Annotated in this window: 9 protein-coding genes, 1 tRNA gene and 2 pseudogenes; 9 read left to right on the top strand and 3 right to left on the bottom strand. The window is 71.5% G+C overall.

Going from position 1 to position 13,448, the window contains the following annotated elements:
- Positions 1–11 precede the first annotated feature (11 nt).
- Entirely contained in the window at positions 12–1,352 is a 1,341-nt protein-coding gene (locus tag QSK20_RS02855) for a GH1 family beta-glucosidase (RefSeq protein WP_285786952.1), read from the bottom strand.
- A 183-nt stretch (positions 1,353–1,535) separates the two neighbouring features.
- Here QSK20_RS02855 and QSK20_RS02850 point away from each other — a divergent pair, with 183 nt between their 5' ends.
- Entirely contained in the window at positions 1,536–1,985 is a 450-nt protein-coding gene (locus QSK20_RS02850) for an SRPBCC family protein (RefSeq protein ID WP_088982718.1), read from the top strand.
- A gap of 175 nt (positions 1,986–2,160) precedes the next feature.
- Here QSK20_RS02850 and aceE read toward each other — a convergent pair whose 3' ends face one another.
- Complete coding sequence (aceE, locus tag QSK20_RS02845; RefSeq protein WP_352232268.1) at positions 2,161–4,911, bottom strand: pyruvate dehydrogenase (acetyl-transferring), homodimeric type; 2,751 nt, start codon at positions 4,909–4,911, stop codon at positions 2,161–2,163.
- Between the two features lie 336 nt (positions 4,912–5,247).
- Here aceE and QSK20_RS02840 point away from each other — a divergent pair, with 336 nt between their 5' ends.
- The 8 genes and pseudogenes from QSK20_RS02840 (at position 5,248) to QSK20_RS02810 (ending at position 11,748) form a co-directional block, all read left to right on the top strand.
- Positions 5,248–5,652: a secondary thiamine-phosphate synthase enzyme YjbQ gene (locus QSK20_RS02840; protein ID WP_285786951.1), complete on the top strand. Its 405-nt coding sequence runs from the start codon at positions 5,248–5,250 to the stop codon at positions 5,650–5,652.
- A gap of 71 nt (positions 5,653–5,723) precedes the next feature.
- Positions 5,724–7,388: a DUF4139 domain-containing protein gene (locus QSK20_RS02835; RefSeq protein WP_285786950.1), complete on the top strand. Its 1,665-nt coding sequence runs from the start codon at positions 5,724–5,726 to the stop codon at positions 7,386–7,388.
- Between the two features lie 132 nt (positions 7,389–7,520).
- Entirely contained in the window at positions 7,521–8,003 is a 483-nt protein-coding gene (locus tag QSK20_RS02830; protein WP_285786949.1) for a MarR family winged helix-turn-helix transcriptional regulator, read from the top strand.
- A 138-nt stretch (positions 8,004–8,141) separates the two neighbouring features.
- Positions 8,142–8,492, top strand: a pseudogene (locus QSK20_RS32215) (transketolase); the annotation flags it as partial.
- A gap of 66 nt (positions 8,493–8,558) precedes the next feature.
- Positions 8,559–10,511, top strand: a pseudogene (locus tag QSK20_RS02825) (transketolase C-terminal domain-containing protein); the annotation flags it as partial.
- Positions 10,512–10,624: 113 nt separating this feature from the next.
- Positions 10,625–11,062, top strand: coding sequence for a DUF3052 domain-containing protein (locus QSK20_RS02820; RefSeq protein ID WP_285786947.1), 438 nt, complete (start codon positions 10,625–10,627; stop codon positions 11,060–11,062).
- A gap of 63 nt (positions 11,063–11,125) precedes the next feature.
- Complete coding sequence (locus QSK20_RS02815) at positions 11,126–11,593, top strand: peroxiredoxin (RefSeq protein ID WP_285786946.1); 468 nt, start codon at positions 11,126–11,128, stop codon at positions 11,591–11,593.
- 80 nt (positions 11,594–11,673) lie between these two features.
- Positions 11,674–11,748, top strand: a tRNA-Val gene (locus QSK20_RS02810).
- 10 nt (positions 11,749–11,758) lie between these two features.
- Here the strand turns inward: QSK20_RS02810 and QSK20_RS02805 are convergent.
- Positions 11,759–13,207, bottom strand: coding sequence for a helix-turn-helix domain-containing protein (locus QSK20_RS02805; protein ID WP_285786945.1), 1,449 nt, complete (start codon positions 13,205–13,207; stop codon positions 11,759–11,761).
- Positions 13,208–13,448: the final 241 nt, after the last annotated feature.

Here is a 13,448-nt window from a genome sequence, read left to right as displayed (position 1 = left end):
AGCCCGGGAGCTCACGCCCCGCCCTCCCGGCTGCGGGCGATCAGGTCCCGGTACCAGGCGTACGACGACTTGGGCGTGCGCGCCTGCGTGTCGACGTCGACGTGCACCAGGCCGAACCGTTTGGTGAAGCCCTCCGCCCACTCCCAGTTGTCCAGCAGGGACCAGACGAAGTAGCCGCGCACGTCCACCCCCTCGTCGACGGCTGCCCGCACCGCGCGCAGGTGGCCGTCCAGGTAGGCGATCCGCTCCGGGTCGTGCACCCGCCCGTCGGCGTCGGGCTCGTCGTCGTACGCGCAGCCGCTCTCGGTGATCTCGATCGGGGGCAGCGCGTCGCCGTACCGGTCCCGCAGGCCGACCAGCAGCTCGCGCAACCCGTCCGGGACCACCGGCCAGTCGAAGGCGGTGCGTGGGTACCCGTCGAGGTCCACCTGCTCGAACGGCAGCGGCGAGCCCTCCTCGGGGGCGCGGACGCCGGTCGGGTTGTAGTAGTTGACGCCGAGCACGTCGATCGGCGTGGCGATGGTGGTCAGGTCCCCGTCGTGCACGACCTCCGGCCCGGGTTCGAGGCCGGGCGGGTAGCCGAGGCCGAGCACCGGATCGGTGAACAGCCGGTTGTGCAGCGCGTCGTACGCCGCCCCGGCGGCCCGGTCGGCGTCGGTGTCGCCGAGGACCCGCACCGGCGAGTAGTTGTTGGTCAGCGCGACCGGGCTGGTCGTCCGGGCCCGGAGGGCGGCGACGGCGAGTCCGTGCCCGAGGAGTTGGTGGTGGGCGACCGGGACGGCGTCGAAGAGGAGTTGCCGGCCGGGGGCGTGAGTGCCCAGACCGTAGCCGAAGCTCATGTGCACGAACGGTTCGTTGAGCGTGATCCAGAGGCGGACCCGGTCGCCGAGCCGGGCGGCGACCAGGTCGGCGTACTCGGCGAACCGGTGGGCGGTGTCCCGGTTCAGCCAGCCGCCGGTGTCCTCCAGGGGCTGCGGCAGGTCCCAGTGGTAGAGGGTGGCGACCGGGTCGATGCCCCGGGTCAGCAGCGCGTCGGTCAGGCGGTCGTAGAAGTCCAGGCCGCGCGGCGAGGCCGGGCCGGAACCCGGCGGCTGGACCCGGGGCCAGGCGACCGAGAACCGGTACGCGGAGACGCCGAGCCCGGCCATCAGCGCGACGTCCTCGGCGTACCGGTGGTAGTGGTCGCAGGCGACGTCCCCGGTGCTGTCGTCGGCGATCCGCCCTGGTTGGTGGGCGAAGGTGTCCCACACCGACGGGCCGCGACCGTCGGTGCCGGCGGCACCCTCGACCTGGTAGGCCGAGGTGGACACTCCCCAGCGGAATCCGGCGGCAAACGCGGGCGTCGACGTCATGCACCCCTCCACGGGACGTGAAACGTATTCGGGACTCTAGGCCCCGCGTCGGGGATGCGCCATGGGTCGTCGACGGAGAGCGCGGGATATCGGCGTGTCTTTTCCGAACACGTCCATATCTGTCCGTTTTGACGCATAGAGTGCGGAATATCGTGGGATGTCCTCAGTGGGGGAAAGACAGAGATGATCCTCGTGGAACGCAGTGCGCACGTGGCGGCGCCGGTGGAAGTGGTCTGGGACGTGGTGCAGCGGGCCGAGCAGTTGCCGGCCTGGCTGGCCGGCGTACGAGCGGCCGAGGTGCTCTCGGGAGAGGGCTACGGTCGCCGGCAACTGGTCCAGGCCGGGCGCGGCGCGGCGCACGAGGCGGAGGTGATCGCCTTCCAGGAACCCAACCTGATCGGTTGGCGGGAACGGGCCAAGGGTGCCGGAGCCCGGGCGGAGGCGCGCACCGAGATCTACGTCCAGCTCACCTCGGACGAGGAGGAGGAAGGCGGCACCGTGGTCCGCCTCATCGTCGTCCGCTGGCCGGCCGGTCCGGTCAAGGCGGCCCTGCTCCGGCTCGGTCTGCGTCGGGTCGGCGCCGACCTGGAGGACTCGCTCGCCCGGCTGACCGACCTGGCCGCCGTCGGCTGAGCCGGGTCGGGTCCGGCGACGCCCGCGACGGCGGTGGCCCGGATTCCCCGCCAGGGTCTCCGGGCCACCACCGGAGTCCGGACACGACGAGGCCCGGCGCGATCGTCCCGCGCCGGGCCTCGTCGTGCAGTCAGATCGCTCGTCGTGCAGTCAGATCGCTCGTCGTGTGGTCAGATCAGGAGTCGCCGCCGGTCTCGCCGACCGGAGCGGCGTTGACGTCCCCGATCGCGTACTTGCGGGCCGCCTCGGCCGGCACCTCCGCCGCCACCGCGCCGCGCAGCGCGAGCTGCCGCAGCGTCGCGACGGCCACCGACTCGGCGTCGACGTTGAAGTGCCGACGCAGCGCGTGCCGGGTGTCCGACATGCCGAACCCGTCGGTGCCGAGCGAGGTGTAGTCACCCGGTACCCAGCGGGAGATCAGGTCCGGTACCGCGCGCATCCAGTCGCTGACCGCGACCTTCGGCCCGTCGGCGTCGGCCAGCTTCTGCTGGACGTACGGCACCCGCTGCTCCCCGCCCGGGTTCAGCAGGTTGTGCTCCTCGCACTCCACCGCGTCGCGGCGCAGCTCCGTCCAGGAGGTCACCGACCAGACGTCGGCGGCCACGCCCCAGTCCTGGGCGAGCAGCTGCTGGGCCTTCATCGCCCACTGCATGCCCGTGCCCGAGGCCAGGATGTTGGCCCGGGGGGCCTCCCCGGCCGAGTTCACCGACGGGGCGGGGGAGTAGCGGTAGATCCCCTTGAGCAGCCCCTCGACGTCCACGTCGGCCGGCTCGGCCGGCTGGAGGATCGGCTCGTTGTAGATGGTCAGGTAGTAGAAGATGTTCTCCTGCGCCTCGCCGTACATCCGGTGCAGGCCGTTCTCGACGATGTGCGCGATCTCGAACGCGAACGCCGGGTCGTACGCGACCACCGCCGGGTTGGTGGCGGCCAGCAACTGCGAGTGGCCGTCCTCGTGCTGGAGGCCCTCACCGTTGAGCGTGGTCCGGCCGGCGGTCGCGCCGAGCACGAAGCCCCGGGCCATCTGGTCGGCTGCCGCCCAGAACCCGTCGCCGGTGCGCTGGAACCCGAACATCGAGTAGAAGATGTACAGCGGGATCATCGGCTCGCCGTGCGTGGCGTACGAGGAACCGGCCGCGGTGAACGAGGCCACCGAACCGGCCTCGTTGATCCCCTCGTGCAGGATCTGCCCGGTGGTCGCCTCCTTGTACGACAGGAACAGCTCCCGGTCGACCGAGGTGTACTTCTGGCCGTGCGGCGAGTAGATCTTCTGCGTCGGGAAGAGCGAGTCCATCCCGAAGGTGCGCGCCTCGTCCGGGATGATCGGCACCCAGCGCTTGCCGAACTCCTTGTCCTTCATGATGTCCTTGAGCAGCCGGACGAAGGCCATCGTGGTGGCCACCTTCTGCTTGCCGGACCCGCGCTTGACGTCGGAGAACCGCTCGCTGCCGGGGATGACCAGCGACTTCTGCTCGGTCCGCCGGGACGGCAGGTAGCCGCCGAGCTGCTGCCGCCGCTCGCGGAGGTACGCCATCTCCTCGGAGGACTCGCCCGGGTGGTAGTACGGCGGGAGGTAGGGGTTCTCCTCCAGCGCCTTGTCCGGGATGTCCAGGTAGAGCCGGTCGCGGAAGGTCTTCAGGTCCTCCAGCGTCAGCTTCTTCATCTGGTGGGTGGCGTTGCGGCCCTCGAAGTGCGAGCCCAGCGTCCAGCCCTTGATGGTCTTGGCCAGGATGACCGTCGGCTGCCCGGTGTGCTCCATCGCCGCCTTGTACGCCGCGTAGAGCTTGCGGTAGTCGTGCCCGCCGCGCTTGAGGTTCCAGATCTCGTCGTCGCTGAGCTGGTCGACCATCTTGCGGGTCCGCTGGTCGCGGCCGAAGAAGTGCTCCCGGACGTACGCCCCGGACTCCGCCTTGTAGGTCTGGTAGTCGCCGTCCGGGGTGGTGTTCATCAGGTTGACCAGCGCGCCGTCGGTGTCCGCCGCGAGCAGCGGGTCCCACTCCCGGCCCCAGACGACCTTGATCACGTTCCAACCGGCGCCCCGGAAGAACGCCTCCAGCTCCTGCATGACCTTGCCGTTGCCCCGGACCGGGCCGTCCAGCCGCTGGAGGTTGCAGTTGATCACGAAGGTGAGGTTGTCCAGCTCCTCGCGGGCGGCCACGCCGATCGCGCCGAGCGACTCGACCTCGTCCATCTCGCCGTCGCCGAGGAACGCCCAGACGTGCTGCTGGCTGGTGTCCTTGATGCCCCGGTGGTGCAGGTAGCGGTTGAAGCGCGCCTGGTAGATCGCGTTCAGCGGGCCGAGACCCATGGAGACCGTCGGGAACTCCCAGAAGTCCGGCATCAGCCGCGGGTGCGGGTACGACGGCAGGCCACCACCCGGGTGGGACAGCTCCTGCCGGAAGCCGTCGAGCTGGTCGTCGCTCAGCCGGCCCTCCAGGTACGCGCGCGCGTACATACCGGGGGAGGCGTGCCCCTGGTAGAAGATGTGGTCGCCGCCGCCCGGGTGGTCCTTGCCCCGGAAGAAGTGGTTGAAGCCGACCTCGTAGAGCGAGGCGGAGCTGGCGAAGGTGGAGATGTGGCCGCCCACGCCGATCTCGGGACGCTGCGCCCGGTGCACCAGCATCGCCGCGTTCCACCGGATGTACGCCCGGATCCGCCGCTCGATGTGCTCGTCACCCGGGAACCACGGCTCGCGCTCCGGCGGGATGGTGTTGATGTAGTCGGTGGTGGTCAGCGACGGCACCCCCACCTGACGCTCCCGGGCCCGCTCCAGCAGGCGCAGCATGACGTAGCGCGCGCGCTTGGTTCCGCGCTCGTCGATGACCCCGTCGAGCGACTCGACCCATTCGCTGGTTTCTTCAGGGTCGATGTCCGGAAGCTGGCTCGGCAGACCGGCGGTGATCACCGGGCGCTTGCGTTCCGTGGCCACAGGCGTTCCCTCGGTTGTGTGTGGGATAGGTCTCTAGCGCCATCCTGCCCTCTGGTGGCACCCCTCGTCACGTCTGCCTCCCCCAGACGCGACGCTCAACACAGGTACCGACCAGTAACTTTCGACCGGGTTGCGACCGGTGCCCCAGCAGGTCCGTCAGGGTCGCTTTCGCGCCCGGCGGGGCCGCGCCGGGCGCCACCGGACCGCACCGGCCCGGCGGCGGTGGCTTCCCGGGCGGTGGCGACAGCGGCTGCTCCGGCGGCGGTGGCTCCGGCGGCGACAGCTACTGACGCCACGGGCCCGCCGCGCCGCGCGGCCTGCGGCAGAATGCGGCGTATGCGCAGTGAGGTGATCACCGTCCAGACCGGTTCCCGACCCACCGTCCGGGACATCACCGCCGAGGCCGAGCAGTTCGTCGCCGACCAGGGCGACGGACTGCTGCACGTCTTCGTGCCGCACGCGACCGCCGGACTGGCGATCATCGAGACCGGGTCGGGCTCCGACGACGACCTGCTCACCGCGCTCGACGAACTGCTGCCGACCGACGACCGCTGGCGACACCGGCACGGGTCGCCCGGGCACGGCCGGGACCATGTGCTCCCGGCCTTCGTCCCGCCGTACGCGACCGTGCCGGTGCTCGCCGGCCGGCTCGCGCTCGGCACCTGGCAGTCGATCTGCCTGGTCGACACCAACGGCGACAACCCGACCCGGAAGGTCCGCTTCTCCTTCCTTCCCGCCTGACCGACGCACGCTCCCGCCCCGTTCGTCCCTGAGATGGGCCGGAAGTGCGGGACCGGACTACCCTCGCGCCGATGAAGGCAGAGAACGTCGACGCCCCCATCGTCGCGGTGACCGTCTACGCCGACCGGGCCCGGGTGACCCGGCACGGCACCGTCCCCCTGGCCGCCGGTGAACACCGGCTGCGGATCGGGCCGCTCCCGCTCGGCCTGCGCCGTGACTCGCTGCGCGTCGGAGGCCGGGGACCGGCCACCGTGCTCGGGGTCGACCTGGTGACCCGGCACCAGCCACGCAGCACCGACGAGCAGGCCCAGGACCTGGAGCGGCGCCGCCGGGAACTCACCGAGGAACTGGCCGCGCTGGACGACGCGGACACCGTCGAGGCCCAGCGGACGGAGTTCCTCACCCTGTTGTCCCAGCGCGCCGGCGGGACGTACGCCCGGGCGTTGGCCAGCGGCGACGCGGCCCCGGCCGACGTCGCCGCCTTCGCCGACTCGGTCGCCGGGCAGTTGGCCGCCGGGCACGAACGGCAGCGGGAACTCGTCCGGCGGCGGACCGACGTGTCGGAGTCGCTCGCGGCCGTCGACCGGCACCTGGCGGACGTACGCGCCAAGCGGGCGCCGGACCGCCTGTTCGCCGAGGTGACCGTCCTGGTCACCGACGAGGCCACCACGGTCGGACCCGCCACCGACGGAGCCGCCGCCCGTGGATCCGCCACCCCTGCTCCGGCCACCACCGTCGTCGACCTGGAGTTGGAGCTGACGTACGTGGTGGACGGCGCCCGCTGGCAGCCCTCGTACGACCTGCGGCTGGTCGACGAGGTCGTCACGCTTACCTGGTTCGGGCTGGTCAGCCAGGAGACCGGTGAGGACTGGCCGGAGTGCCGACTCGAACTCTCCACCGCCCGGCCGTCGGTGACGGCGACCGTGCCCGAGCTGTCGCCCTGGTACCTGGACCGGGTCCGGCCGCTGCCCCCACCGATGCCCATGTCGGCCCCGGCCGGCGGCGCGCTCCCGAAGCCGGTCCCGCCGGCCGGCTCGTTCGGCACGGCGGAGGTCGCCCGTGCCGGCGCGCCCCGGTCCGCCCCGGTACGGCAGAGCGTCGCCGAGGTGGAGCAGGGGATCGCCGCCGCCACCTACCGGCCGGCCCGGCCGGTCGCGGTGCCCGCCGACGGCACCGCGCACCGGGCGACGGTCGCGGTCATGGACCTGCCGGCGACCCTGGACCACGTGACCGCGCCGGTCCGCGAGCCGGTGGCCCACCTGCGGGCCACCGTGCGCAACACCTCCACGCACACCCTCCTGCCCGGCCCGGCGGCGATCTTCCACGGCGCCGACTTCGTCGGCAGCACCCGGTTGCGGGCCTGGGCGCCGGGGGAGGAGACCGAGTTGGCGCTCGGCCTGGACGACCGGGTGCGGGTGGAGCGGAAGTTGACCCGGCGCAGCGACACCCGTGCCACGCTGGGCTCGACGCGGCGACGGGACGTGGAGTACGTGGTCACCGTCGCCAACCACACCCCCCGGGTCGCGACCGTGACCGTGCGGGACCAACTGCCGGTATCCCGGGACGAGGGTGTGGTGGTCCGCGAGACGCGCCTCGACCCGACCCCGGACGAACGTACCGAGCTGGGTGAGCTGACCTGGCGGCTGCGCCTCGCGCCGGGCGGGACCGGCGAGGTGGCCCTGGCCTTCCGGGTGGAGCTGGCCAAGGGCGTCGACCTCGTCGGCTGGCGCGACTGATCCGCACCCGGACTGCGGTGGCGGGGGCTCCGGCCCCCGCCACGACCGGGTCGGAAGGGCCACCGGGACCCGGGCGCGCATGCCATCGTCGAGAACGATGTCGATGGATGATCAACCCGTAGGATGTAAGACATGACTCAGGGCACCGTGACCTCCGCCACTCCCAAGGTGGCCGACAGCACGGGGCTCGCCGGGGAGACGGTGCGCCGGATCATGCACCTCGCCGCCGCGATCCGTCACTACCAGGACGTCGACATCGCGGAACTGGGCCTCACCCCGGCGGTCGCCCGTGCGTTGCACGAACTCGACCCCGATCATCCCGTGCCCGCCCGGGACCTCGCCGAACAGCTCCGCTGCGACCGTTCCAACGTGACCGCCCTGGTCGACAAGCTGGAGCGGGCCGGACTGGTGGAGCGCCGGGTCGACCCCGCCGACCGGCGGCTCAAGACGCTGGTGGTGACCGAGGCCGGCCGTCAGGTGCGCGCCCGCGTGCACCAGGTGCTGTCGGACTCCCGACTGCTCGCCGCCCTCGGCGCCGACGAACTGGCCGCGCTGCGCCATCTCGTCTGGAAGGTTTCCGGCAGCTGCGCGCCGCCGCACTGCGGCCCCGACTGAGCCCACCGGAAAGCCCCGACCGAAACCACCAGACACGCGCGGACCGGGGCGGGAACACCGGGTCGGCGGAGCCCGCCGGCCGGGCTGCGGCCCCCGCCGGGTCCGTGTCTGAGTGGGCAGGGTTGGCCGTCTTCGGTAATGCTGTGCGACGTGACCACCCCGCAAGATCTCGACGACCGGTTCCGGGAGAGCCTGGCCGCGCTGGCCGGCGCGGCACAGCGACGGGACCCGGACCAACCCGTCCGGGACGGCGCCACGCTGACCGGGACGCGCGCGCTGGAACTCTTCGACGCCCAGGTCACCAGCCGGCAGCTCGACCTGGCCGCGCGCTGGCTGCGCAGCTTTGACGAGGGCTTCCACACGATCGGCTCCGCCGGACACGAGGGCAACGCCGCGGTGGCCGCCGCGTTGCGTCCCACCGACCCGGCGCTGCTGCACTACCGCTCCGGCGCCTTCTACTGCGTCCGGGCCGCCCAGGTCCAGTCCGGGGAGCCCGACACGGACGCCCCGGGCGCGGACGACGCCGACGGCGCGACACCGGGGGCGTACGCCGGTGCGGTGCGGGACGTGCTGCGCGGCGTGGTCGCCTCCGCCGAGGACCCGGCCGCCGGTGGCCGGGACAAGGTGTTCGGCCGGACCGACCTGGCGATCGTTCCGACCACCTCGACCATCGCCTCCCACCTGCCCCGCGCGGTCGGCATGGGGCTGGCGCTGGAACGGTTGCGCCGACTCGACGGCATCGGCCGACGGCTCGGGGGCCGCGCCGGTGGCGGCGCGGGCCTGATCCGGCCGCCGTGGCCCTCCGACGCGCTGGTGGTCTGCTCGTTCGGTGACGCCTCGATCAACCACGCCAGCGCCACCGCCGCGCTGAACACCGCAGGCTGGTGTGACCACACCGGACTGCGGGTGCCCGTGCTGTTCGTCTGCGAGGACAACGGCCTCGGGATCAGCGTCCGCTCCCCGGAGGGCTGGGTGGAGGCGATGCTGCGGTCCCGGCCGGGGGTCCGCTACTTCGGCGCGGACGGGTGCGACCTGGTCGGGGCGTACGAGGGAGCGGCCGAGGCCGCGGCCTGGGTCCGTCGGCACCGCCGTCCGGCCGTGCTGCACCTGAGCACCGTCCGGCTGATGGGGCACGCCGGCGCGGACGCCGAGACCGCGTACCGGGGCAGCGACGAGATCGCCGCCGAACTGGAGCGGGACCCGGTGCTGGCCACCGCACGGCTGCTCGTCGACGCCGGCCTCGCCGACCCTGCCGAGCTGATCGCCCGCTACGACGAGATCGGCTGGGAGGTCCGTAAGACGGCCGAGGAGGTCATCGGCGAACCGAAGCTCGCCTCGGCGGCCGACGTCGTCGCCCCGCTCGCACCCCGCCGCCCGCTCCGGGCGGCCCGCGTGGTCGCCGACGCCGCCGCCCGCGCCGCCGGCCCCGGGGCGGCCGCCCGGGCCGCCGCGTTCGACGGCAAGCTGCCTGAGCTGGCCGGGCCGCTCACCCTCGCGCAGAGTGTCAACGCCGCGCTCGCCGACGGCATGCTCGACCATCCCGAGATGGCCGTCTTCGGCGAGGACGTCGCCGCGAGGGGCGGGGTGTACGGGGTGACGGAGGGGTTGCGCGAGCGCTTCGGCGTCTCCCGGGTCTTCGACACCCTCCTCGACGAGACCTCGGTGCTCGGACTCGGCCTCGGCGCGGGGATGGCCGGGATGCTGCCGGTGCCCGAGATCCAGTACCTCGCGTACCTGCACAACGCCGAGGACCAGCTACGCGGCGAGGCCGCGACGATGCAGTTCCTCTCCCGGGGGGCGTTCCGCAATCCGATGGTGGTCCGGGTGGCGGGACTGGCGTACGAGAAGTTCGGCGGACCCTTCCACAACGACAACTCGGTGGCCGTACTCCGGGACGTTCCCGGTCTGGTGGTCGCGGTCCCGGCGCGGGCCGACGACGCCGCGCCGATGCTGCGGTCCTGCCTGGCCAGCGCGGCGGTGGACGGCAGCGTCTGCGTCTTCCTGGAGCCGATCGCGCTTTACCACACCCGGGATCTCTACGTCGACGGCGACGGCGAGTGGCTCGACCCGTACCAGGGTCCGGGCGGCTGGGTGGGCGCGCACGTGCCGATCGGTCGGGCCCGGGTGTACGGCGTCGGATCCGCCGAGGACATCACCATCATCACGTTCGGTAATGGGGTGCGGATGTCGCTGCGCGCGGCGGCGCACCTCGCCGCCGAGGGGGTCGGCACCCGGGTGGTGGACCTGCGCTGGCTCTCGCCGCTGCCCGTGCCGGACATCATCCGGGAGGCCTCGGCCACCGGCCGGGTGCTGGTGGTGGACGAGACGAGACGTTCCGGAGGGGTCGGCGAGGGGGTGATCGCCGCCCTGGTCGATGCCGGTTATGTCGGCTCTGCCCGGAGAGTGGCAGCAGTCGACTCTTTTGTACCGTTAGGTCCGGCTGCGCGCCAGGTCCTGGTGTCGGAGGAAGCCATTACCCACGGTGCCCGTACGCTGCTGGCGCGGTAAATTCCGTTCCACCCGGTGCGCCACTTGCGCCGGAGGGCTCAAGTGTGTGGACTTTGCCTAACGGTGTCGGAGGAGATGCCGGGAGCAGCGACGAGATGAGGAGGCACGCGACAGTGAGCGCGACCGCTGGTCAGGCCGCCGACGGGGTACGCAGCCTGGCGGACCGGTTCGGAATCGAGCCGGGGATGGTCGTCATGGAGATGGGGTACGACGAGGACGTCGACCACGATCTCCGGGACGTCCTTACCGACCGCTGTGGAGAGCTGGTCGACGAGGACACCGACGAGGTGGTCGACGCGGTGCTGGTCTGGTACCGGGACGGCGACGGTGACCTCTTCGAACTCCTCGTCGACGCCCTCGGCCCGCTGGCCGACAACGGCGTCGTGTGGCTGCTGACGCCCAAGGCCGGGCGACAGGGGCACGTCGAGCCGAGTGAGGTCGCCGAGTCCGCGCAGACCGCAGGTCTCCAGCAGACGTCGACCGTCAACGCCGGCCGGGACTGGAGCGGTGCCCGTCTCGTCCCACGGCGTGGGTCCAAGAGCAAGAAGTAGCACCGCCACCCCGCCACCGGGTGTGGCAGGCTGGTCCCACCCGTGACTAACCAAGGAGCTTGCATGCCGATCGAGGTTGGCGCCGAGGCGCCGGACTTCGTGCTGAAGGACCAGAACAACCAGGAGGTCCGCCTCTCGGACTTCCGTGGCAAGCGCGCCGTGCTGCTGGTCTTCTACCCGCTCGCCTTCACCGGCATCTGCCAGGGGGAGCTCTGCGAGGTGCGGGACAACCTCAACGAGTACGTCAACGACGACGTCCAGGTCCTCACCGTGAGCGTCGACTCGGTCTACGCGCACAAGGTCTGGGCCGAGAAGGAGGGGTACCAGTTCCCGCTGCTGGCCGACTTCTGGCCGCACGGGGCGGTCGCCCAGGCGTACGGGGTGTTCAACGAGGTCGCCGGCATCGCCAACCGGGGCACCTTCGTGATCGACAAGGCCGGTGTGGTGCGCTTCGCCGAGATGAACATGCCCGGCGAGGCCCGCGACCAGCAGGGTTGGCGCAAGGCGCTGGCGGAGACCGCCGCCGCCTGAGATCCCACCCGGCATACGGTTCGACCAGGCCGGTGGCCGGCAGGTAAGCTGCCAGCCACCGGCCTGCCGTACAGGCGCCCGGGCGCGTAGCTCAGTGGGAGAGCACTCGCCTTACAAGCGAGGGGTCGCAGGTTCGAAACCTGCCGCGCCCACCATCTGACCTCGTCACAGAGTGCCCGGGGTGTCCAAGATCGCCGCGTGGTGCTTCCAGGCCAGCTCGATGCAGCCGGCTCCTGCGGGGGCAACCCGCCCGCCGGTCAGTAGGCCGGCGATGGCCTTCTCGGTGAACGGCATACGCTCGTTGACGATGGCTCCCTCGTCGTTGCGGTCGACGAAGTCACGGCTGAGTTCGTCGAACAGGTCTGCGTCAACCACGGCCACCGTCATGATCTCCCCGACCAGGGTCAGCGCATCCAGGGCGACGCCGAGGCAGTAGATCCGGATCCGGCCGTCTCGCCGTGCCGCTTCGAGGGTGGCGAACGGTTCGTGGCTGTAGTTGACGGGCTGGCCGTCGCCGTCATGCTCGGGATTGCCGAGAAGCTCCTCGGAGAACTCGCGCATGAAGTTGCGCCACAGGTCGAAGTCGGCTTCCTGCGCACCTGGGAGCACCGATGACGGTTGGAAGATGCCGGACGGGATGACCTGCAACATGCCGCCGGCTGCGGCCACCGAGCGGGGGTCGCGGCGGTGTAGCAGAAACTCGGCCCCGTCGGGTGCGTTACGGATGGTCAGGGTGGAGATCGCCGGCATCACGGGACGGCGGCCGAGGTTGAACGGGTCGCCGATGAGACGCCGGAACGGCAGGTCCCGCATGCTCGGCGACCGGTCCTGTGGGGTGCCGTCCTCGGTGAGAACCACACACGCCAGCTCGTGGGCCGTGGACTCGAAAACATCGCAGGCGGCGAAGTAGGTGGTGTCGCCGAACACCATGATGTTGTCACCCCACGAGACTTCGGTGAGCCGCCAGCAGAGCCGGTTGTCGAACAGTCGTGGCTTGGCGAGGTCGCGGATGGCCTGGGTGTACCGGGCGTACCGCCGGTTGATGGACTGCATCGGCCGGGCGTAGGACGCCTCGTTCTCCTGTCCGTCAAGTTCGGATGCCGGCGACGGGGCGTGGGGCTGGTGTTCAAGCTTGATGTCGGCCAGGTCGACGGGTGCGGCGGGTAGCCAGTCGGGGTGGGCGATCAGTCCGGTGGTGCCGAGGCGGTGAGCCTCCGGGTAGAGGCGTGCGGCGATCTGCGAGAGGGCGTGCCGTCGGGTGTTGAGGGCGTTCCGGGTGTAGCGCCACTCGTCCTGGCTGTGTTCAACGCGCGGGTCGAGGGTGACGACGTCCATGTAGTCCTCCGGGACGCCGAGGGGCACTGGGCGGGCTGGCGTGGAATCGAGGTGCAGGTCTTGCACGGTGACGCCGAGGGTCCTGGCGAGTAACCGTTGGTAGAGCGGCTGGGGTGTGTGATCGCCCCGTTCCCAGCGGCCGACACTGTCTGCGCTGGCGGCTGCCGTGCGGTGTTGTTCGTGCCGGGCTAGCTCGTTGATCCGCTCGGCGAGGTCACGTTGGGACAGGCCTGCTGCAGCGCGGAGTTCGCGGATGCGGTTCGGCGGGGTTGCGCTCATTCTGCTCTCCTGCCTGTGGCAGTCACCCGGCATCCGGCAGGCAGGTTGGCAGCAGATGCCTGCACGCTGGCCATGTGCCGGGTTGGTGCCCGATCAATGCTGTTCCTTACGGTATCGGTTCAACAGACCGTGATGAACATGGGGCTTTCGGTGAGTGTGCCGCCCGGTGCACCAGACGTGCTGTTCGTCGGACGCAGGTTGGGCGGTGGGCACCCAGACGCCCACGCCGAGAACGGCCACG

The organism is Micromonospora sp. NBRC 101691, from assembly GCF_030269285.1.
Classification (GTDB): Bacteria; Actinomycetota; Actinomycetes; order Mycobacteriales; family Micromonosporaceae; genus Micromonospora; species Micromonospora echinospora.
This window is presented reverse-complemented; position numbering and strand designations above follow the sequence as displayed.